This is a genomic window from Geotalea toluenoxydans JCM 15764, assembly GCF_001311985.1.
Classification (GTDB): domain Bacteria; phylum Desulfobacterota; class Desulfuromonadia; order Geobacterales; family Geobacteraceae; genus Geotalea; species Geotalea toluenoxydans.
In genome coordinates this window covers 1-21,131 of sequence record NZ_BBCJ01000029.1, presented here as the reverse complement: position 1 = coordinate 21,131, position 21,131 = coordinate 1, and the positions used below count along the sequence as shown (strand labels likewise).

General features: G+C 55.9%; 18 protein-coding genes and 4 pseudogenes. 8 read left to right on the top strand and 14 right to left on the bottom strand.

The features are described 5' to 3' along the window. Window positions 1-33: 33 nt before the first annotated feature. The 10 genes and pseudogenes from gcvPB to JCM15764_RS16685 form a co-directional block, all read right to left on the bottom strand. Window positions 34-1,473 carry an aminomethyl-transferring glycine dehydrogenase subunit GcvPB gene (gcvPB, locus tag JCM15764_RS16725; protein WP_054697754.1) on the bottom strand — a complete coding sequence of 480 codons (1,440 nt, stop codon included), beginning with the start codon at window positions 1,471-1,473 and terminating at the stop codon, window positions 34-36. Beyond that, window positions 1,470-2,797: pseudogene (gene gcvPA / locus JCM15764_RS16720) on the bottom strand (aminomethyl-transferring glycine dehydrogenase subunit GcvPA). The gene gcvPB and the pseudogene gcvPA overlap by 4 nt, the downstream one beginning before the upstream one ends. After that, window positions 2,797-3,170, bottom strand: a pseudogene (gene gcvH / locus JCM15764_RS16715) (glycine cleavage system protein GcvH). The pseudogenes gcvPA and gcvH overlap by 1 nt, the downstream one beginning before the upstream one ends. Before the next feature lie 42 nt (window positions 3,171-3,212). After that, window positions 3,213-4,302 (bottom strand): annotated as a pseudogene (gcvT, locus tag JCM15764_RS16710) (glycine cleavage system aminomethyltransferase GcvT). Between the two features lie 157 nt (window positions 4,303-4,459). Beyond that, window positions 4,460-5,125, bottom strand: a complete 666-nt coding sequence (locus tag JCM15764_RS24650) for a methyl-accepting chemotaxis protein (protein WP_279384511.1) — start codon at window positions 5,123-5,125, stop codon at window positions 4,460-4,462. Further along, window positions 5,038-5,640: a HAMP domain-containing protein gene (locus JCM15764_RS24645; RefSeq protein ID WP_243689254.1), complete on the bottom strand. Its 603-nt coding sequence runs from the start codon at window positions 5,638-5,640 to the stop codon at window positions 5,038-5,040. The genes JCM15764_RS24650 and JCM15764_RS24645 overlap by 88 nt, the downstream gene beginning before the upstream one ends. A 203-nt stretch (window positions 5,641-5,843) precedes the next feature. Further along, window positions 5,844-7,541, bottom strand: a complete 1,698-nt coding sequence (locus JCM15764_RS16700; protein WP_279384516.1) for a DUF748 domain-containing protein — start codon at window positions 7,539-7,541, stop codon at window positions 5,844-5,846. Next, complete coding sequence (locus tag JCM15764_RS16695; protein WP_279384510.1) at window positions 7,456-7,989, bottom strand: DUF748 domain-containing protein; 534 nt, start codon at window positions 7,987-7,989, stop codon at window positions 7,456-7,458. The genes JCM15764_RS16700 and JCM15764_RS16695 overlap by 86 nt, the downstream gene beginning before the upstream one ends. Beyond that, entirely contained in the window at window positions 7,905-8,261 is a 357-nt protein-coding gene (locus JCM15764_RS16690; RefSeq protein WP_054697744.1) for a DUF748 domain-containing protein, read from the bottom strand. The genes JCM15764_RS16695 and JCM15764_RS16690 overlap by 85 nt, the downstream gene beginning before the upstream one ends. After that, window positions 8,258-9,430 (bottom strand): DUF748 domain-containing protein, encoded by a 1,173-nt coding sequence (locus JCM15764_RS16685; RefSeq protein WP_054697741.1) that lies wholly within the window; start codon window positions 9,428-9,430, stop codon window positions 8,258-8,260. Before JCM15764_RS16685 ends, JCM15764_RS16690 begins: the two co-directional genes overlap by 4 nt. Window positions 9,431-9,858: 428 nt before the next feature. On the opposite strand from JCM15764_RS16685, the gene JCM15764_RS24640 reads away from it, so the two are divergent. The 8 genes and pseudogenes from JCM15764_RS24640 to JCM15764_RS28695 all read left to right on the top strand — a co-directional run bounded on the left by JCM15764_RS24640 (window position 9,859) and on the right by JCM15764_RS28695 (window position 17,175). Next, window positions 9,859-10,338, top strand: a complete 480-nt coding sequence (locus JCM15764_RS24640) for a hypothetical protein (RefSeq protein ID WP_243689253.1) — start codon at window positions 9,859-9,861, stop codon at window positions 10,336-10,338. Then, window positions 10,308-11,243, top strand: a complete 936-nt coding sequence (locus JCM15764_RS16680) for a Fic family protein (protein WP_243689252.1) — start codon at window positions 10,308-10,310, stop codon at window positions 11,241-11,243. Before JCM15764_RS24640 ends, JCM15764_RS16680 begins: the two co-directional genes overlap by 31 nt. A 217-nt stretch (window positions 11,244-11,460) precedes the next feature. Beyond that, window positions 11,461-12,213 (top strand): type IV toxin-antitoxin system AbiEi family antitoxin, encoded by a 753-nt coding sequence (locus tag JCM15764_RS16675; protein ID WP_243689251.1) that lies wholly within the window; start codon window positions 11,461-11,463, stop codon window positions 12,211-12,213. Between the two features lie 22 nt (window positions 12,214-12,235). After that, window positions 12,236-13,039, top strand: a complete 804-nt coding sequence (locus tag JCM15764_RS16670; protein ID WP_243689250.1) for a nucleotidyl transferase AbiEii/AbiGii toxin family protein — start codon at window positions 12,236-12,238, stop codon at window positions 13,037-13,039. A gap of 188 nt (window positions 13,040-13,227) precedes the next feature. After that, window positions 13,228-13,389: a hypothetical protein gene (locus JCM15764_RS24635; RefSeq protein WP_243689249.1), complete on the top strand. Its 162-nt coding sequence runs from the start codon at window positions 13,228-13,230 to the stop codon at window positions 13,387-13,389. A gap of 15 nt (window positions 13,390-13,404) precedes the next feature. Further along, window positions 13,405-13,776 carry a (deoxy)nucleoside triphosphate pyrophosphohydrolase gene (locus JCM15764_RS16660; protein ID WP_279384509.1) on the top strand — a complete coding sequence of 124 codons (372 nt, stop codon included), beginning with the start codon at window positions 13,405-13,407 and terminating at the stop codon, window positions 13,774-13,776. A gap of 34 nt (window positions 13,777-13,810) precedes the next feature. Then, window positions 13,811-16,933, top strand: a pseudogene (locus tag JCM15764_RS27125) (DEAD/DEAH box helicase). 83 nt (window positions 16,934-17,016) lie between these two features. Further along, window positions 17,017-17,175, top strand: a complete 159-nt coding sequence (locus JCM15764_RS28695) for an AIPR family protein (RefSeq protein ID WP_439645324.1) — start codon at window positions 17,017-17,019, stop codon at window positions 17,173-17,175. On the opposite strand, the gene JCM15764_RS16650 is transcribed toward JCM15764_RS28695, so the two are convergent. From JCM15764_RS16650 to JCM15764_RS16635, 4 genes are all read right to left on the bottom strand, one after another. Beyond that, on the bottom strand, window positions 17,132-17,383 hold the full coding sequence (locus tag JCM15764_RS16650) for a hypothetical protein (RefSeq protein WP_054697733.1): 252 nt from the start codon (window positions 17,381-17,383) through the stop codon (window positions 17,132-17,134). The genes JCM15764_RS28695 and JCM15764_RS16650 overlap by 44 nt on opposite strands. Window positions 17,384-17,939: 556 nt before the next feature. Further along, window positions 17,940-20,321, bottom strand: coding sequence for a heavy metal translocating P-type ATPase (locus JCM15764_RS16645; protein ID WP_243689245.1), 2,382 nt, complete (start codon window positions 20,319-20,321; stop codon window positions 17,940-17,942). Window positions 20,322-20,332: 11 nt separating this feature from the next. Continuing rightward, window positions 20,333-20,506 carry a hypothetical protein gene (locus JCM15764_RS16640; RefSeq protein ID WP_243689244.1) on the bottom strand — a complete coding sequence of 58 codons (174 nt, stop codon included), beginning with the start codon at window positions 20,504-20,506 and terminating at the stop codon, window positions 20,333-20,335. Window positions 20,507-20,809: 303 nt separating this feature from the next. Beyond that, the coding region (locus JCM15764_RS16635; protein ID WP_243689243.1) for a Na+/H+ antiporter NhaA at window positions 20,810-21,131 on the bottom strand (322 nt) is incomplete at its 5' end.

The window sequence follows — 21,131 nt, the reverse complement described above, 5'->3', positions numbered from 1 at the left end:
CCCCTTCCGGATCAACCTGAAGGGGGCTTTTGTTCAGCCGAAGCAGACATTCTGTTCCCGCGCCGCCTTGGTCTCGTCGAGACGACCGACCGGCATTGTTTTTGGCGCCTCGTGGAGCATGTCCGGGTTCGTTTCCGCCATCCTGGCCGCCTCGATCATAATCTCGATGAAGGCATCCATGGTTTCCTTGCTCTCGGTCTCGGTGGGTTCGATCATGATCGCCTCCTTGACGTTGAGGGGAAAATAGACAGTCGGCGGGTGGTAACCCCGGTCGATGAGGTATTTGGCGATGTCGATGGCATGCACCCCCTGCTTCACCTGCCGAGAGGCAGAGAAGACGCATTCGTGCATGCAGGTCTGATCGAATGGCACGTCGAAATGTTCTTTCAGCCGCGCCAGCATATAATTGGCATTGAGCACCGCCTGCTCGCTCACCTGGATCAGGCCATCCCGCCCAAGCATGGTTATGTAGGCATAGGCCTTGACTATGACGCCAAAGTTGCCGAAGAAGTTGGCCACCCTGCCGATACTCAGTGGATTGTTCTTCTCCAGTCCGCATCTGCCGTCGGCAAGCTTGACGATCCTGGGGCCGGGAAGAAAGGGAATCAATGCCTTTTTAACGCCTACCGGCCCACTGCCGGGACCGCCACCCCCATGGGGGGTGCCGAAGGTCTTGTGCAGGTTCACATGGATCACATCGAAACCCACATCGCCGGGGCGCACTTTCCCCAATATGGCATTGAGGTTGGCTCCGTCATAGTACATGAGGGCATCGTGCTCATGGGCAATATCGCAAATCTCCTTGATGTGCGGGTTGAATAAACCAAGGGTGTTGGGGCAGGTCATCATCACCGCAGCCACTTCCCCGTTCATGGCGGCTCGATAGGCATCAAGATCCATGTCGCCATAGGGAGCAGACGGGATGGTGATGATTTCATAACCGACCATGGCCGCACTGGCCGGATTAGTGCCATGGGAGGAATCGGGAACTATGACATACTTCTTTTTGTTGCCTTTGGCCCGGTGATAGGCGGCGATGAGCATGATGCCGGTCATCTCGCCGTGGGCGCCGGCCAGGGGCTGGCAGCTGACCTCGTCCATGCCGGTTATTTCGGCAAGCAGGCGGGACACCTCCAGCAGGAGACATAAAGATCCTTGGGCACTGGTGTCCCCTTCCGGCAGCAGGGCAGTCATGGGATGAGTGCCGGCGAACAGGGCAGCGGCGTTTTCGGTTACCTTGGCGTTATACTTCATGGTGCAGGAACCGAGGGGATAGAAATTGCCGTCCACGGAGAAGTTGCGCCGCGACAGTCCGGTGAAATGTCGGACCAGATCCAGCTCGCTCACTTCAGGGAGTAGTGCAGGTTCAAAGCGTACCAGGTTATCCGGCAAAGGGGCAGCCTTGGGCACATCGGCTATAGGCAGCTTCAGGCCGCGCCTTCCCGGCACGGATTGTTCGAAAATAAGTTTCATAGTGAAGCCTCCAGCGCCTCGGCCAGCGCCTCGATCTCGCCCCTGGACCGTTTTTCCGTCACCGTCACCACCAGACAGTTGGCCATGCCGGCATAGTATTCTCCAAGGGGCACCCCGGCAGCAATGCCCTTTCCCATAAGTGTTTGCACGACATCTGCAGCATCTTTCGGCAGTTCCAGAGTAAATTCATTGAAAGTTGCGCCACGGTTCAGGACTCTCACCCCCCTGATGGAGCCCAGTCTTTCCTTGGCGTATTCAGCCTTGTCCCGGTTGAGATTGGCCAGTTCCGCCATCCCCTCCTTGCCGACGCTGGCGAGAAAAATAAGGCCACGCAGGGCACAGAGGCTCTGGTTGCTGCAGATGTTGGAGGTGGCCTTGTGCCTCTTGATGTGCTGCTCCCTGGCCTGCAGTGTAAGAACGAAGCCGCGGCGGCCTTCCTTGTCGATGGTCTCGCCGATGATGCGGCCAGGCAGGTTGCGGATATATTTTTTCGTGGTGGCAATGAAACCGAAGGAGGGACCGCCAAAGGCGAGGGGATTGCCCAGCTCTGGCCATCGCCGACGACGATATCGGCCCCCATTTCTCCGGGGCTCTTGATCAATCCCAGACTGATGGGATAGACCGAAGTTACGAGGAGCGCACCCTTGGCATGGGCAGCCTGGGAAATGGCTGTCAGGTCCTCGATGGAACCGAAGAAGTTTGGATTTTGCACCATGACTGCAGCCACGTCCCTGGTGAGGGCCTCGGTCAGGGCCGAGCGGTCGGCACTGCCGGAACTGGTGGGTATCTCCACCATCTCGACCCCGAGGTTCTTCATGTAGGTGGCGACAATCTGCCGGGCAAAAGGGTTGACGGAGGCATCAATGACGACACGGTTCCGGCCGGTAATGCGCAGGGCCATCATGGCCGCCTCTGCCAGTGCGGTACCGCCGTCATAGAGGGAGGCGTTGCTCACCTCCATTCCGGTCAGTCTGCAGATGGCAGTCTGGTACTCGAAGAGTGCCTGCAGGGTCCCCTGGGAACATTCCGGCTGATAGGGAGTATAGGCGGTATAAAACTCGGCGCGACCGGAGAGATGGTCCACCACCGCCGGAATATGATGATCGTAATAACCGCCGCCGATGAAGTTGATCAGGTGCCGATCGCAAGCAGCCAACTCCTGCATCTTCACCAATAGTTCCTGTTCCGAAATACCGGCAGGCAGATTGAAGGATTTTGCCCGTAGCGTATGGTGAATCGGCTCGAACAGCTCCTCGATACTGCCCTTGCCAATGGCGGCCAGCATCTCCCGGATATCTTCCGGCGTGTTGGGACAGTAACTCATCAGGCAAGCCCTTTCAGGTAATTGTCGTATTCCTCTTTGCTCATCAGGTTCTTCACCTCGCTGAGGTCGGCCGGTTCCAGCCAGGCAATCCAGCCCGCTTCCTCGGCCGCCTCGTTGACAATCTCGGGGGTGCCTTCAAGGGCCTCGTTGACCTTGATTACCTTGCCGGAAAGGGGGGCGTAGATGTCGCTGGCCGCTTTGACCGACTCAATGCCGGCAAGTACGTCAAACTGCTTGACCGTCTTACCCACCTGGGGAAGTTCGACAAAGGTGATGTCACCCAGTTCGTGGGCGGCATGCTCGCTGATGCCGACACTGGCAACGCCGTCCTTGATCTTGACCACTCGTGTTCCTTGCTGTAATACATTTCCATGGCCATCCTCCCATATTATTTCAAATAGTAATGACATCTATTTTACGAGCGGAGCGAACCACCCTTGTAAAAGGGGAGTTCCACCACACTGGCTTCCATGGACACCTTTTCGTGCCTGATGGTAACCTGTGCCCCAAGGGTTGCTATCTCCGGCTGCACATAGCCGATACCGATACCGCAACCGAGCATGGGGGAAAAGACGCCGCTGGTCACCGTGCCGACGGTCTCCCCTTCGAAGCAGATCTCGTAGTGGTGCCGTGGCGACCGCCGTGATTGTACCTGAAATGCAGCTTTGACTCTGGATAGTCCTGTCTGCTGCTGCTTCCTCAACGCCTCGCGGCCGATGAATTCCTTATCAAGGTTGACGAAAGCGCCAAGCCCAGCTTCCATGGGGGTCGTCGATTCATCAATATCGCTTCCATAAAGGCTGTAGCCTACCTCCAGACGGAGCACGTCCCGCTCCCAGACCGGCCGGCTTTACCCGCTGGTCGGCGAGGAGCAGATCCCACAGCTCGGCAACCTTCTCCGCTGGTAGAAAAATCTCGTAACCCAACTCGCCGGTATAGCCGGTGCGGCTGACGATGGCATCGACGCCCAAAAGCCGCGTCTTGATGAACTTGAAGTAGGGGATGGCAGCCAGTTCAGGCCCGAACTTTTCCGCCAGCAGCTGCCGGGAAAGGGGACCCTGAAGATCCAGCTTGCCGGTGGCGGTCGATATGTTGGTGAAGGATGTCCCCTGCTTGAGCCGCGACTGGATGACGGCGAAATCGTTGTCGATGGTGGCGGCATTGACCACGACCATGGCCTCTTCCTCACCCAGGCGAAAAACGATCAGGTCGTCGATAATACCGCCGTTTTCGTTGAGGAGGAATCCATAGCGTGAGCGGCCGACGGGGATGGATTTAACGGAGAATGTGAAAACCTCCTCAAGACCGCTTGCCTCAATATCCCCCTTGAAGAGAAACTCCCCCATATGGCAGATATCGAAAAGGCCTGCCATCTCCCGACACCACTTGTGTTCGGCTATGATCCCCTCATACTGGATCGGCATATTCCAACCGCCAAAAGGGGCAAGCAGGGCATGCAACTCCTGGTGTCGCGACAAGAGGGGGGTATTTTTCAGATTTTCCATTGGAGTTCTCCTGCCAGACGCTATAAATTGGCTAAATTTAAAGAAATTATACACGTTTGTAAACAGGTTTCTCGGCATAAACCATTAACAGCCCTCAGTAAAGCATAAAAAAAAGCCTCGCCGTAAGCGAGGCCGATTTTAAAGAATGTTGTGGTTGTCATTGGAGCTTGAAGCGGTTCACCATCTGCTCCAGATTTGATGAAGAGCTGGCAAGCACCGCAGCAGCTTTTGCCGTTTCGTGGGCTCCAGTTGCCGCACTATGAATAATCTGCGAGATGCGCTGCATACTTTCCGTTATGCCGGCGCTGGTTGCAGACTGTTCCTCTGCTGCCGTCGCCACTTGGGAAACCCTTTCCACAAGGGGAGCGATCTGCTCGCTGATGGTACTGATAGCCTGGGTTGAGAGCTGGACATCCTGGGCTCCATTACGCACGCTGTCAGCGCTTTTGTCCATTAACGTCACTACGTTTTTCACATCCCCCTGAAGGGCCGCGATTATCGCCTGTATTTCCTTGGTGGAAGAGGTCGTCCGCTCTGCAAGGCTGCGCACCTCGTCGGCGACAACGGCGAATCCCCGTCCCTGTTCTCCGGCCCTGGCCGCCTCTATGGCCGCATTGAGCGCAAGGAGATTGGTCTGGTCAGCTATATCCTCGATGGCATCGATTATGGTGCCGATGCGCTCGGAATTCTCCCCAAGGGCCTTGACTGCATCCATTGTGTTGATCACCATCCGCTCTATCTCTGCCATGACTGCCGACATGCCGGCGACTGTCTCTGTCCCCGTCCTGGTGGCCGCTTCTGTTGCCGCCGCTTTATCAGCCATCTCCTGACAATTTCCGGAATGGTGACGCTGACCATGGACAGCTCGCCTACGGCGCAGGTAACACTGTCCGACTGGCTGGAAGCGTCATCGGTGCCATGGACGATGTCGGCCGAAGTTGACGAAAGCAGGCAGGATGCATTTGTCAGCTCTCCCGCCGTAGCCTTGATCCCCGAAATGATCTCGCGCATGGAGCTCTGCAGTTCGATCATCGCCGTCAACATTCTGCTGAACTCATTCTTGCGCAGCACCGTGATCTCCTGGCTCAGGTCACCGGCGGCCATGGTCTGCAGATAGCTTATGGATCTCTGAATCGGCCTGTTGATGGACCAGATGTTGATCCAGCCGAAAAAGCCGCCGGCTATGATAAAGAGCAGCATCGAGCCGTACTTGACCGACAGGTAATCCGACTGGGCGGCGAGGGCTGTGGCGATAATGCAAAGGCTGTAGCAGATGCAGAGGGTGGCCAGCCTCACCTTGATTGAAAAATTAAGATAACAGTTCCAGAGCCGTTCCATTGCTTCCCTCCAATAAGTTGCTGGTTTCTACTGACACTTATCGGCGGAAACCTCGTTTTATTGAGGGCAGGCATCTATAAATTTTGGTTCTTCAGATATTTCCGGAGGAAGGCAGTCGTGGCATCGGGAGTGAGCGACGAGCTACAGCGGCGAGCTGACACCCGCCGCATGTGGAACGGAGAGGCACGTTACACTCCTTAAGGTTACTGGGCATTGACGCCGAATTCCACCCGGCTTAACGGCTGTCCCTTCTTTTCCGGCGGGTGGAGCATGTCCCCCCCCTTTTCGAAGATTCTTTCAGGTGGCAGCTTCCCTTCGCTGATGAGCAGTGTGCGGACGGCTGCAATACGCTCACGGGAAAGGGCCTGGAGCTGCGGGTCACCGATCAGGGTGTTGGCAAGAATGAGCTTTTTCATCTCGGGAGCCGGGATGTCCTTGACGAAACCGAAAGTGTTGCGGGGTTTAGGAAATTTCTCCTTCACATAGACCGCCTTCAGATAGAGGTCATGCTCTGCCGGCAGGATCTCCATCTTTTCCGGAGTTTCTCCCGGCACATTCTTTCGCTCCTTCACCAGGGCGGCAAATTTCTCTCCTTTCATCTTCCTCGCCAAAAGCTCGTTGCGATAGCCTTCCGCATCCTTTTCCCGATCCACATATGCGGTCATTTCCAGCTTCACCCCCGGCCGCTGTTCCAGTGCTCCGGCCAGCTTTGCCACTTTGGTCCGTTCCTCAACGCTCAACTGTGATGAACCATAGGCAAAATTTACGCTGCTCAGGTCTTCCCCCCCGCTGAATGCCGACTGGAGCAGGGCGAACGGTGCCGTTGCAGCCTTCACCAGCAGGTTCTTGAGCACCGTCAGAACAACGCCGAAAATGCTGAATTCCGGGTCATCGGTGCGCCCGGTCACCGGCAAGTCCAGATGGATCTCGCCATGGCGGTCCTTGAGCAGGGCGACGGCGAGGCGAACGGGAAGCTTGGTGGCCTTGCCGCTATCCACCCCCTTGCCGAAGGTGAACTGGTCGATGAAGACCTTGTTCTGGGCATTCAGGGCCTTTTTCTCGATCTTGTAGGTAAGGTCGAGGAAGAGCTTTCCCTTGTCGATCTCATAACCGAGATAGGTGCCGGCATAGGGGGTAACCGGGCTCAGCTCGATATCGGTGAAGCGCACTTTCAGGTCGGCGAAGAGTTCACGGGACAGCGGATTGATCTTTCCGGTGATCTGGAGCGGCGAGTGTTTGTCCAGGTCGCCGCGCAGGTCAACGTCGGCGTAGCGGAAATCCTCCGAAGAAAGGCCGCTGATTCTACCCCCCAGATTGTACATGGTCGTGCCGAACTGCTGCGGCGTGTGCTGGTCGAGAAAGGAAACCGTTCCCTCCTGGAGAGTGACCGTGTCGATCCGGATTTCGGGGCGAGCCGCTTCAGGCTTTTGTAGTGCCGCTGCTGGCGAAGGTAAGGCTGGTGCAGCACGGACAGTGGCAGGAGCGGGTTGGACATTTGCGACTGCAGCCTGAGCAGCGGGTCCAGAGCGGATCTTTTTCAGGTTGATGGTCCCTTCCCGGTCAACCACCAGCCGCGCCAGAAACCTGTTCAGGGAAATACCGCCGATATTTACCACCAGCGGTTTCAGTGTTCCCCGCACCTCCTCCACCTGCAAACTTTCCCATTTGAGCAGGTCGTCCGTATCCACCGTGTCCAGGGCATAAAGATTCCTCAGCCCCATATTGCCGGCAAAGCTGCCGGTCAACTGCTCACCCTTGGTGACATCCAGAGTCGCCGCCAAGTCCAGATTGCCATCGGCCAGATAGATATTCAGATCATCGGGGAAATAGGGGCTGAAGTCGGGGATCGGCAGATCTTTCACCTGAACGGCGCCATTGTACCGGAGCGGCTCCCGGGTGATATTCCCCTTGGCCGACAGTTTCGCCCCGCCGCCCGTAGGAGGCGTTAAACCGCACCGGGATCGGTGTCCGCAGAATCTCGGTAATGCCGGTGGCGCTGACATCTATAGCCTTCAGGTCGAAACGGGGCGCAGAACTGCGGGCTTCGTCGCGAAAAGAGACATCGATGCCCTTTCCGGCAACGGATGAGACCGTGTAATGGAAGGGAGAAGCCGGTTTTGCCGCGGTCTTAACCGGGTTGACATTGGCAGAGGGCTTGTTTTCACGCAACAGGGACAGCAGGGAAAGTTTTCCTGCAGCATCCCTGGTAACGGCAATCTTGGCCTTGCGAAATGAAATGGAACCGACAGCTGCAGTTCTTTTCTTCAGGTCCAACTTCCCCCCCGCCAGCACTGTCTCTCCGATGCGGGCGCCATCACCTTTGCCGAACCGGACAGCAAGATCCAGCAACTTAAGCCCCAGATCGTCGATAACGACCCCGTCCTCCTTCGTCCAGGAGCCTCGGCGTTGAGTTCTGCCCTGCCGCTTACCGGTGAGGTCAACCGGTCTGCCAGGTAAGGATGATAGGCTTCCAGGGGAACACCAGAAACATTGAGCGATACCGATCCCTCCATGGGCTCCAGGGCCAGATCGCCGGCAAGCTCCAGATGCTCTCCCCTGGCCGTGGAAAAGGAGATCTCATAATCGGCTGCATCCTCGCCCCTGGTGGCAAGACCGGTCACCAGAGCGGTAAGCTCGCGGATTTCGGAGCGAAATCCACCGGCGGCAGCCGGTCATCCAGACGCACCATGCCGCCGTTGAGCCTGATTTCGGCAATACGCACCAAGGGTGCAGGCTTCTTTTCCGCCGGTTTTTCAGCCTTTTGCTCACCTGCCGGAACGGCCGGCGGCATCATGCGCTGGTTCGGCCAGCGACCGTCTGCCGTTCGCAGCAAGGTAACTACCGGCGCATCCAGGTTGACCGAAGCGAGATCGTAACTGCCCCCCATCAGGTCTGCCTGATTGATCTTTACGGCAAAGCGATCAAAGGCAAGAAGCTCGCCTCCACTTTTCTCAGCCATGGCCAGCCGCGCCACTGCCGCATCTCCGGTAATGGCGATCACCGGTTTCTTGTCCGGAGTGACCCTGTAGGAAACGGCGATCTTCGAGGAGAATTTTCCCGAGCTTATGGCCATCGGCAATCGGGCAGGAAGGTAAGCCGCATAGTAAGGAATATCCAGATCAGTCAGATTCACATCCAGCAGGGTCTCCATTCCCTTCTGAAAAGGTTTGAGCCGTCCTGTCAGGTCCAGTGAGGCACCGTTGATCTCGGCTGCAAAGCGCGGCTGGATGTATTGATCCACCAGATACGGAATATTGCTGATGAACGGCACTGCAATATTCATCCTGCGCACGGTGTGCAATTTCGGGGTTCTTGCAGCGCGGTCGTCAAAATCGATGGAGCCGCCAGTAACGGTAATGTTGTTGAGGGAAAAAAGGGTGGGCGATGATGATTTCTTTTCGCTTTTCGGCATTCGTTCCGGGATGTCGGAGAAATTGTACCTGTTGGCGCCGGTCCTGACAATGCGCACATAGGGAGAGATGACGTGGATACCGGTAACGATGGGAGCCCGGCGCCAGACGGAGGCGGGGCTAAGTCGCGCCGAGGCGCTGCTGAAGGAAACGAAGGTGACTTTACCACCTGGCTCCTGCATTTTCAGACCATCCACCTTGACCCGCATGGTCAAAGGGTTGATGGAGATATGGCGGATGGCGAGTTTTCTTCCGGTGAGTGCCCCGACTTTCTTCTCAGCCTGGCTGCGGACAATCCCCGGCAGGACGAAGGCAACGAACAAGACCAGGAGAGTAAAAAAAGCAGCGGCAGCAATGGCGAGTTTCTTCCATAACGGCATGGCGGCCTCCTTCAAAAAGAGCATTTCATGGGGCTAGTCTACAACCATGAATTATTTAAGCAAGGACAAAAAAAACCAGGAAATGAATATACTTACACCAGAGAACAAACGCAAATGAGGCAATGCATGACCTCTGGAAAAGATCACGGACATGGCCACCGCAGCCGTCCCAAGAGCACGACTGACGGTTACTTGCAAAAAGGTTACCCGAAACACAAAGTGCCCCCGGTCGGTATCTGGAGCCTTTTTATTTTTCTTAACTGGTGCCCAGGGAGCGAATGGAACCGCCGACACGAGGATTTAGAGTCCTCAATCCATAGTCAACGCTTCGTGCTGACAGGCGTTTTAATGTCACAAATGTTGATTTTTGTGACACATAAGGCTATATTCCGTCACGAAAGTAAGTTACGAGACAGAAGGGGTTTGCTGTGCCGAAGCATATCGCAGAAGAGGAACTGAGGCAGATCGAAGAGCGGATTGCGGCGTATCCCCATGGCGTTGGCATAACCGACCTGGAGGAAGCCCTTTCAGCGACAGGAATCGTCATGAATCGGCGTTCCCTGTTGCGCCGACTGAGCATCCTCATCGAGAGCAACCGCATTCGTGCCACCGGAGCATTCAAGGGACGTGTTTACTGGCCGTTCATGCCCGAGTCTCCCAGGGTCGCGGAACCGGAAGAATCGCTCATCCCCCTCTCTGTGCTGGTAGCGAAGTCCGCGGTTATGTCAGTCAGCCGATTCAGCGTCGCGAACCGGTCGGCTACCGGCGCGATTTTCTCCTCTCCTATCCCAATTCAGGACCGTATCTCGACGACGCCACCCGGGCACATCTGCACCGAATCGGCCGTTCCCACCAGGAGTCCTTGCCCGCCGGCACCATGGCCAGACAGGTCCTGGGCAGGCTTCTGATCGATCTTTCCTGGGCATCCAGTTACCTGGAAGGAAATACCTATTCCCTGTTAGATACGGAACGTTTGATTTCCTTCGGCCAGGCCGCAGAGGGAAAAGATGCGCTGGAAACCCAAATGATCCTGAATCACAAACAGGCCATCGAGTTTCTCGTGGAGTCCGCCGATGAGATCGGCTTCAACAGGTATTCGATCCTGAACCTCCACGCCATCCTGTCCGACAACCTCCTTTCAGATACGGAGGCCTGCGGCAGGTTGCGGCAGATAGGCGTCGGCATCGGCGGCTCGGTTTACACGCCGCTGTCCACCCCACAACTTCTTGACGAATACTTCCAGCTGGTCCTCGATTCGGCGGCTGCCATCACCGATCCATTCGAGCAATCGTTCTTCGCCCTGGTGCATCTCTCCTACCTGCAGCCGTTTGAAGATGTGAACAAGCGGGTGGCCCGCCTCTCTGCCAACATCCCGCTTATCAGAAACAACCTCTGTCCGCTCTCCTTCATCGACTTACCGAAACGTGCCTACGTCGAGGGAATCCTGGGGATTTACGAGCTGAACCGCATCGAACTTTTGCGCGACGTTTTTGTCTGGGGATACGAGCGCTCGGTCAAGCGCTACCTGAGCGCCAGGGAAGAGCTGGGTGAGCCGGACCCATTCCGGATGAAGTACCGCTCCGCCTTGACCGAGGTGATTCGTGCCGTGGTCCTTCAACCAACGGGGGACGCGCGGGTATTTGTCAACGCGTGGACAACGGAGTACATCCCGGAGAATGACCGGCAACGGTTTATCGGTCTGGTGCATGCCGAATTGAAGGGCCTGCATGAGGGGAATATCGCGCGGTTTCGGCTGCGGCCGGCGGAGTTTGAGGTGTGGGAGATGGGTAATCGAAGGCATCAACGTTCGTGATTGTCAATTTCGAAGAGGCAACTTCTCTGGTTTTTATGAGGGTACCTTGGCTTTGTGTGCAAGCACGGGTAGGGAGGTGCAATAAAAATGGTGTATTTTGCATCGTGACTTATTGATATGTTGCAGGCGCCATATATGAATCGTGGCTTATAGTTCATATTTGCAAAAATCAGCATTTTGAGGTATATATTGCGCATGATAACAATGGAGTGAGTCAATGTACCTGGAACTCATCGATGAATTTGCCGCCAAGGGACGTTACTGCTTTTCTTTTAACGAAATCGCAGAGAAGCTTGATGCTTCCCCGGTGGCAATCAAATCTGCGCTGAATCGATTAAAGAAGAAAGGCGAGCTGGCAGTACCCTATCAAGAGTTCTACGTTATCCTCCCACCCGAACATCGTGTACGCGGCTGTCTACCTCCCCAGCAATTTATTCCTCATCTGATGCACCACCTTGGTGAAGTTTATTATACCGGCCTGTTGAGCGCTGCCGAGTTTCATGGTGCGGCCCATCACCGTCCACAGGTTTTTCAGGTCGTTGTAGCAAAAGCTCGTCGTCCGATTGAGTGCGGCCAGATCAGGGTGGAGTTCATCTTTAGAAAAAATGCCGCCGTCATCCCAACCGAACCAAGAAACACTACCGCCGGAATAATACAAATATCAACTCCAGAAGCAACGGCACTTGACTTGATAGGATATGTTCGTCATTGCGCCGGACTGGATAACGTCGCCACTGTGCTGGCAGAACTTGTTGAAAAGATCGATATCCGGCAACTGGCTGAAGTCGCTGCACTGTCACCAGTTGCTGGGCACAGCGCCTTGGTTATATCCTTGAACTATTGGGGGAAAACGACAAAGCCAATGTGCTTGCTGATTCTCTACAGGGCTTACATTTCATGCCGACTCCCCTGGTTCCGGGATGTGATATCAAGGGAGCAAAGAAAAACTCACGATGGCAGGTATTTATAAATAGCGAAGTGGAGCCGGACATTTGATTGATCGCGCCTATATTACCGAATGGCAACATGCAGCCCCCTGGCCGCAACGTTACCAGGTGGAGCAGGACCTTGTTATCTGCCGGGCGTTGGTTGAAATCTTCAACCATCCCCTGCTTACTGAACAATTGGCATTTCGTGGTGGGACCGCCTTGTTCAAGCTCCATCTGCCACCAGCCCGCTATTCGGAAGATATCGATCTGGTTCAAGTCCAGGCGGGTCCAATCGGTCCTGTAATGGATGCGTTACAGGAAAAACTCAATCCCTGGCTGGGCATTCCGAAGCGGAAACAGTCCGAGGGGAGGGTTACCCTCACTTACCGGATGGAGTCGGATGAGGGCCTGCCGTTAAAGCTCAAGGTGGAGATCAACTCACGAGAACATTTCTCTGTCCTTGGACTCGACAGACGAGAGTTTTCTGTCGAATCACGCTGGTTCAGAGGAACCACCACAATCCTGACCTATCAGCTTGGGGAATTATTGGGGACCAAGGTCAGAGCGTTATATCAACGAAAGAAGGGTCGTGATCTTTTTGACCTCTGGAAAGCCTTTACCTGTGCCGAATTAATGCCGGAACAGATTGTCAGCTGCTTTCTAAAGTACATGGAGCACGAAGGGCACCGGATTTCCCGTGCAGAGTTCGAAAAGAATCTCAAAGAAAAATTCCATGATCCCCGTTTTCTTGAGGACATAGGGCCGCTTCTTATGAAGAACAGCGGGTGGGATTTTCATAAAGCTGCTGATTTTGTAATGGATTCTCTGGTGGCCTGTTTGCCGGGAGAGCCTTGGCAGGGAAAGTAGCAGGGAAAGTAAAAAATGTAATCGGCATATTTTGTCCTACTCCTGTTGTATCATGAAAAGAGCAGAAACATGATTGGCTGGATCATAGTGATTGCAGTTGATCGAGGTATCCAATCTGGATAATTACCAAAGATTTTGAAGACAGTGGAAAAAGTGTCGGCGTCCGTTCGCACGATTACGACGAGAGCATGAGAGATAAAATGACTCATAGCTTCCGGCTTCTTGATGCGGACAATGAAGTTTATTACGAAGGTCTTTCTGATGACTGTGATTCGGGAAAGGCATTTGCTCCACTTGATGATTTTGGAGAAAGTTTTGCTGGCTGTGTTGAAATTCAGTACCTGCAATAGGCGACAATGTAACTCATGAAAATCCCAAAGCATCTACATGTAGCCTGCGCGATCATCGAGCGTGATGGCCTCGTTCTTGCCGCCCAGCGAAGCGCCACTATGAGCTTGCCGCTCAAGTGGGAGCTTCCCGGCGGGAAGATCAATCACGGAGAGACCACAGAAGAGTGTCTTCAGCGAGAACTAATGGAAGAGCTCGGCATTCAGGTGAACGTCGGGAAAGGCCTTTCCGCCAATACTCACGATTACCCAACGTTTTCAATCACGCTCCATCCATTTGTCTGTGCCATTGAATCGGGAGATATTGTCCTCCATGAACATGCCGATCTAACTTGCTACCACCAGATAAATTGCACGCCCTCGATTGGGCTGAGGCTGACTTGCCGGTGATCCAATCCTATCTCGATGAATGCAGGACCACCTGATGAAATCGCTGCATCACGGAATATATGAAGCATTACTTGATGAAGCCTTGCAGGAAGCGCTGGCCCGGCGGCCGGAGCTGCGGCGCGTCTTCGGCAAAATAGAACCCGAAGAAGAACCGGCACTCTATGCCAGTTTCGTGGCCAAGGTGCTGGAACAGGCGCTGCGGGAAGAGAGCGACCCGGCGCTGCGGCTGGCGCTCTGTAATCGGATTCTCAGCACGGTAGCTGCCGAGCCGGGGCGAGGGCATCTGAACCAGCGCCGGCTGGTCCCGGAAGCCAAGCAGCTACTGCTGGAAATCACCCCGCCCAATTACAATCAATCCGGCCTACCCCGGCCCCATACCTCCCTCGCTGAAAGCAGCCTCTTTACCGGCTCTCCCCAGGAACCGCAACTGGCCCACGAACTGCTGGAAGAGATGCGCTCCGCCGATGGGGTGGACATTCTCGTCTCGTTCATCAAATGGTCAGGCCTGCGGCTGCTGGTGCCGGCCTTTGAAGACCTGCGCGACCGGCAGGTGCCGGTGCGGCTGATCACCACCTCCTACATGGGGGCGTCTGATGCCCCGGCAGTGGAGTGGCTGGCCAAGCTCCCCAATGTGCAGGTGCGGGTCTCCTACGATACCGAGCGGACTCGGCTCCATGCCAAGGCCTACCATTTCCGGCGCCAGAGCGGCTTCTCCACCGCTACATAGGTTCGGCCAACATGTCCCAGGCGGCCATCACCAGCGGGCTGGAGTGGAACCTGAAAGTCACTGCCCAAGACATGGCCCATGTGCTGGAAAAATTCACCGTCGAGTTCGAGACCTACTGGAACAGCCGGGAGTTTGTCCCATTTGACCCGGAGCGCCCGAGCAGTTCCGCAGCGCCTTGGCCCGCGCCAAGAGCAAAGAGACCAGCTGCCGTGCGGTTTTTTTTGACCTCACCCCGCACCCGTTTCAGGAACGGATTCTGGAGGCGCTGGAGCGGGAGCGGAGCGCCCACGACCGCTGGCGGAATCTGGTCATCGCCGCCACCGGCACTGGCAAGACCGTGGTGGCCGCCTTCGATTTCAAGCGCTTCTATGACCAGCGCAAGCGCCAGGCGCGGTTGCTTTTTCTGGCTCACCGGCAGGAGATTCTCCAGCAGGCGTTAGGCACCTTCCGCAACATCCTGCGTGACCAGAATTTTGGCGAACTGCAGGTCGGCCCCTTTCAGGCGACTCGCCTGGAGCATCTGTTCTGCTCTGTCGGCATGCTTGCCTCCCGCCAGCTCTGGCAGCAGGTGGGGAGCGGCTTCTACGATTATATCGTGGTGGACGAGGCCCACCACGGCACCGCTAGCAGCTATCGCCCCATCTTCGACCATTTCACCCCGCAGATTCTTCTCGGCCTCACCGCCACCCCGGAGCGGGTGGACGGCGACAACGTGGCCGCCGATTTCGGCAACCGCTTTGCCGCCGAAATCCGCCTTCCCGAAGCGCTGGAGGAAAAGCTCCTCTGCCCGTTCCACTATTTCGGCATTGCCGACCCCATCGCCATCAACGGCGACCAGTTCTGGCGCAGCGGCAAGTACGACGCCGCCGCGCTGGAGAATGTCTACGTGCTGGATCCGGCCCGCGCTCGCCAGCGAGTGGAGGCCATCATCATCGCCCTGCACCGCTACGAGCCGAACGTGGCGAGCCTCAAGGGGATCGGCTTCTGCGTCACCATCCGCCATGCCGAATACATGGCCGAGCAGTTCAGCCAACGGGGTATTCCGTCAGCCCCCTTTGTCTCAGGCATTGACACCGACCGGTGCGCCGACCTGCTGGCCCGGCTGAAGAATGGCCAACTCACCTTCCTCTTCACCGTGGACAAGCTAAGTGAAGGGGTGGACGTACCGGAGATCAACACCGTCCTCTTCCTCCGCCCCACCGAGAGCCTGACGGTCTTTCTCCAGCAGCTCGGCCGTGGCCTGCGCCATGCCCCGGAGAAGGACTGCCTCACCGTGCTCGACTTTGTCGGTCAGGCCCACCGCCGCTACCGCATCGACACCAAACTGAAAGCGCTCCTCCCCCGGCACCGCTTCTCCATCGACAAGGAAGTGGAACAGGATTTCCCCCACCTCCCGGCCGCTGCGCCATCCAGCTTGACCGGCTCTCCCGCCAGTATGTGCTGGAGAATATCCGGGAAAATCTCGGCCGGCTGGCCGTGCAGGTGCCGGACCGGCTCCAGACCTTTACCAGCGAGACCGGGCAGGAGCTGACCTTTGGCAACTTTATCCGCTACCACGATTACGAGCCGGAAGTGCTGCTGGCCAAGGAGTCGTGGAGCGAGTGGAAAGCCAAGGCCCAGTTGGCGCCGATCCCGGTTGATCCTGATTTGGCACGGCTGAAAAAGGCGTTGATCCGGGCCGTCTTCATCAATGGGCCACGGGAAGCGACACTGCTGCGGCAGGTGCTGACCATGCTTGCGGCCGGTCAGGTGTCCGAGGCGCTGGAGTTGGCCGGTTCATCGGCCATGCTGCTCTATTACCGCATCTGGGGGGACAAGGCGGAGAAAGCAGGGATAGCCTCGCTGGCCGATGCCTTCCAACGGCTGGCCGCCAACCCGGCGGTCTGCGCCGATCTGGATGAGATACTGGCCTGGACGCTGGATACCACCGAGGTCGCCGGCGCCCCGGAGCTGCGGTATTCCGTGCCGTTGGAGCTGCACGCCCAGTACGGCATCAGGGAAGTTCAAGCCGTCTTTGGCCGGGCCAACCTGGAGAGTAGCGGACAGACCGGCGTTGGAGTGATGCACTTTGCCGAGCAGAAGACCTATGCCCTACTGGTGACCTTCCAGAAGACTGAAAAGGAATTCTCCCCCAGCACCATGTATGCGGATTATCCCATCAGTCGGGAGTTGCTGCACTGGGAGTCACAGACCAACACCGCCCAGCACCACACTGATGGTCAGAACCTGATTCACCATCAGGAGCGGGGCTACACGATTCTGGTCTTTGCCCGCGGGCAGAAGAAGCGGAACAATGTCACGGTGCCGTTCACCTATCTGGGGCCGGTGGATATGGTGAGTTTCGAGAGTGAGCGGCCGATCAAGATGGTCTGGCGGCTCAGGTATCTTATGCCGGTAGTGATGTTTGAGGATAATCGCCGGGGAGGGTAACTTGGCTCTACGAAAAGACTATCTTTATAGAAGAGGATTATGACTCAGCCCTGACGGCCTTCCCTGCCGAAGCTCTTCGTTTTGTGTATGAAAAATTCGGCCCCAGACTTTTGGAAGCCAATGTCCGGTCATTTCTCAGCATCACCGAAAAAGTCAATAAGGGGCATCGAGATACACTCAAGGATGCCCCTGAAAGATTCATGGCATACAATAATGGAGAAAATTCGAGAAAACTAGCATGAGGTTTAAGAAAGTCATAAACCCAGCCAGTAAAGATGGTGGCTTCCATGGCACCGAACCAAGGGCGGGCAGTTCGATCAACCACCCCTGTAAAGCTTTACGATCAGCGGTTATGTTACCTTGGTGGACAAGCGTCCCATCAATCTTCTTGATGCAGTATGCGATTGACTTCTTGTGGATATCCAGGCCAATGTAGTAAATTGCGTTCATGGAAGCCTCCTCGTGGTAGTTTGATTTCGGACGGTTTTGCCGGTCCGACAGCTTGTTCGCACAAGCTATCAAATACCACCGGAGGCTTCCACCTCAACTACTTATGCATTCAAACACCCCCCCGCATTCCCGACCTATTCTTATGAGTCAGGTTAAGCACTACCTCCCACTCACCCCTATCCCCGCCACCACAATCGGCATCTCGAACATGAACTCCAGAAACGGCAACACTAACGCGGCCCTCTCGTAACTCATCATCACCGAAAGACTACCCACCCCGCGGCATCAGAGAGAAGCGCATGCAGGCTGAAAATCGTATAGGGTGTAAAGACACTTGTTGGCGCACTATGTCAATTTATTGCGCCAATAGTTGTTGTGGCAATTCCTGTCTATACCCCGGATTTGTCGTGAATCGAGAGCATTTGCCAAACAATTTAATATTCGCAGTATTTGGCAATACTCGTAATTTAGATTGCTGGCTAAGGAAATTATTTTAAAAGTAGATTATCCTGCATTTCAAGTGTTTCAGGAAGGCGGAATAAGGTAAGACGAGGCTTTAACCTTGTTTGGGGGATAGAACCGAAGAATCCCGACCAGAAACATCATGGTCCCGTGCTCCATCTTCATGACCCTGCCTCGAAAGTGAGCCGGCGCAGCGAAGTGCATTGGCGATCACCGAGACGGAGCTGAACGTCATGGCTGCGCTGGCGATCATCGGGCTGAGAAGGAGGCCGAACACAGGATAGAGAACACCTGCCGCTATGGGCACGCCAAGAACATTGTAGATGAAGGCGAAGAACAGGTTCTGCCGGATGTTGCGCATCGTCGCTGAACTGAGTTTCCTGGCGCGGGCGATTCCTTCAAGATCACCCTTGACGAGGGTCACGCCGGCACTCTCGATGGCAACGTCGGCCCCTGTTCCCATGGCAATGCCAACCTCTGCCTGTGCCAGTGCAGGGGCATCATTTATGCCGTCTCCGGCCATGGCCACGTGCAGTCCCGCCTGTTGCAGCTCCTTCACCACCTCGCTCTTTCGTTCAGGCAAGACCCCAGCTTCGACGCGGTCAATTCCTACTTTACTGGCAACGGCCTCGGCCGTCACCCGGCTGTCTCCCGTCAGCATGATGATGCGCAATCCCTCGCTGCGAAGGTAACGTATGGCGTCCATTGCAGAAGGTTTTACTTCATCTGCGACACCTATGGTGCCTGCGAGCTGGCCATCAACCGCCACCAGCATTACTGTCTGTCCAACCCGCCGCAATTCTTCTGCTTTCCCTGCCAGGGGAGCCGCGTCCAGTCCCTTGCTTATGAATAGATCCTGATTGCCGAAAACTACACTACGTCCAGAGATGTTCCCGGCGACGCCCTTGCCAGGAATCGCCTGGAAATTTACCGCCTCCACCAGATCGAGCCTTCGTTCGTCGGCTCCCTTGACAATTGCCGCCGCCAAAGGATGCTCGCTCCCCCGTTCGAGACTGGCGACCAGGCGCAGCACCTCGTCTTCATCATAAGCGGGTTCGACGATGACAGAGACGAGCTTCGGCTTTCCTTCGGTAATGGTGCCGGTCTTGTCGATGACGAGCGTATCGACCTTCTCGAGGCGTTCGAGTGCTTCGGCGTTCTTGATGAGTATTCCTGCAAGGGCACCACGCCCTGTACCCACCATAATCGACATGGGGGTGGCAAGGCCGAGGGCACAGGGACAGGCGATGATAAGGACAGCGACCGCGTTGACCAGTGCGTGGGCCATGGCCGGTTCGGGCCCGATGAGACTCCAGATGACAAAGGTAATGACAGCGCTCAGGATGACGGCGGGGACGAACCATGAGGCGACCAGATCCGCCAGCCTCTGGATCGGGGCCCGGCTGCGCTGCGCATCACCCACCATGCGGACGATCCGGGCAAGCATTGTTTCATTTCCCACCTGCTCGGCCTGCATGACGAAACTGCCCGCTCCATTGAGAGTGCCCCCGACAACGTTCGTCCCCGGAGGTTTTTCAACCGGGAGCGGCTCGCCGGTGATCATCGATTCGTCAACGGAACTGAAACCCTCAATCACAACACCGTCAACCGGCACCTTTTCTCCCGGGCGCACCCGCAGTCGGTCTTCCTGGCGCACATCGGCAAGCGGCACCTCCTCATCCCGCCCTGCGGAGATTCTCAGGGCAGTTTTCGGTGCCAGATCGAGAAGAGCCTTTATGGCACTACCAGTCTTGCTTCGCGCCCGCAACTCGAGCACCTGGCCCAGGAGCACCAGGACCGTGATCATAGCCGCTGCCTCGAAATAAACAGCTATTTGCCCGCCGTGGCCACGAAATGCGGAAGGAAACACCTGCGGGAAAAAAGTTGCGGTAACGCTGTAAACGTAGGCAGTGCCGATGCCCATGGCGATCAGCGAAAACATGTTCAGGCGACGATTTGTCAGGGACTGCCACCCCCTTTGCAACAGGGGCCATCCTCCCCAGATCACCACAGGTGTCGCCAGAAGGAACTGGGCGATTACGGCAAAGCGGCCATAGACGGCAGGGTCGAAGGTTTTGGCAAAGGCCATCTCTCCCATGGCAATGAGAAAAACGGGGATGGAGAGTACCAGGGAGAACCAGAACCGGCGAGTCATGGCCACGAGCTCCGGATTCGCCTCAGCCGTTGCCGTCACTGTCTTTGCCTCCAGCGCCATGCCGCAGATCGGGCAGGAGCCGGGCTCGGTACGAACCACTTCCGGGTGCATCGGACAGGTATACTCCACCCCGGTTGGCGCCGAAACCGGCTCTGGCCGGACGCTGTCCAGGTACTTCCCCGGCTCGCCTCGGAACTTGCTCAGGCAGCCGGTACTGCAAAAGAAGTACGTCTTTCCCGCGTATTCAGCGCTGCCGGCTCCAGTCTCTGGGGAGACCTCCATTCCACAAACAGGATCTTTTTCTTTCGCTTTCTCCTGCATGGGCATCTCCGTCATCCCCTCTGCTGCTCTATCCCCTTCATCTTCATCACTTCGCACTGCTTGATGATCTGTTCAACCTCTGTCACGACCTTGTTCGGGTCTGGGTTCTTCCCATTCACTTCCTTCTCCAGCAGGTCCAGGTGCTGCCTGCTCGTCGAAAACCGGTTGTCCATCATCTTGACCATGTCGGCCATCTCCGTTCGGAATGCATATTAATCATAGCTAATTTTACCAGACCCTCGCTGGCTTACCAAGCTGGTGGTTTGAATCATTTTGGATTAAGGTTCTGAAAAAAGAAGTAATAAATGTCTCAGGCGAGCGATGCAAATACAAAGAGGAACGAAACGAGGATGAAAAGGTTAGTATGACGGTTAATCATCAGTATTTTAAGCAGCCTGAGCCTGTGGTGGTGATTCACGGGCTTGTTCTGCTCAGTCTTCAAAGGTCTGTTCCAAAGAGGTTAGGTTTTTATCACCACAAGATTCAGCTCAAGCCCTCTTTTTTATCTTGAGAATTTTTGCCGCAATTATCGCAGGACCTGCAATGGTAATACTCAATAGTGCACCCATTTTGGCCCCATTAGTTAAAGCGGGATCGGTAAAGGCCTCACCTGCGATAAATAGAGACACGGTGAATCCAATTGCCGCAATTGTGCCGACCAGCAAAGTTTCCTTTGCCCCCATGCCGTGAGGCCTGTGCCAGCCAAGCCGATGGGCAACACTGCTGAATAGTGATATGCCTGCAACTTTACCAATCAGCAGACCAAGTAGTACCAGTATGGTCGGTACCCCCATATGTGAAATCTCTACG